Source organism: Drancourtella massiliensis (assembly GCF_016900655.1).
Taxonomy (GTDB): Bacteria; Bacillota; Clostridia; order Lachnospirales; family Lachnospiraceae; genus Sellimonas; species Sellimonas catena.
In genome coordinates, this window is the sequence record NZ_JACJKH010000125.1 from 1 (window position 1) to 320 (window position 320).

Consider the following 320-nt stretch of genomic DNA (forward strand, 5'->3'; position numbering starts at 1 on the left):
GATAACTGGGGTGAAGTCGTAACAAGGTAGCCGTATCGGAAGGTGCGGCTGGATCACCTCCTTTCTAAGGGAAGAAGTAAGGGACGTTGTCTATTGTTGAGTGATCGAAGAGAGGGAAGAGGAAGTTCTTCGGGCTAAGGCTCGTGAAGGACCTCGCCAAGGCCGAAGAACGAAGCTTCGTGCTAAGGCTCGAAAGTACCTCGCCAAGCACTCAAGCTTCGCTGGTGGTGATGCGCCTGGGGGAAACACCCGTACCCATCCCGAACACGATGGTTAAGCCCCAGACGGCCGATGGTACTGCACTGGAGACGGTGTGGGAG

2 rRNA genes are annotated in these 320 nt (G+C 55.6%); both read left to right on the forward strand.

The window, feature by feature from the left end:
• Nucleotides 1-64: ribosomal RNA gene (locus tag H6A32_RS16030) — 16S ribosomal RNA — on the forward strand; the annotation flags it as partial.
• Nucleotides 65-220: 156 nt separating this feature from the next.
• Nucleotides 221-320: ribosomal RNA gene (gene rrf, locus H6A32_RS16035) — 5S ribosomal RNA — on the forward strand; the annotation flags it as partial.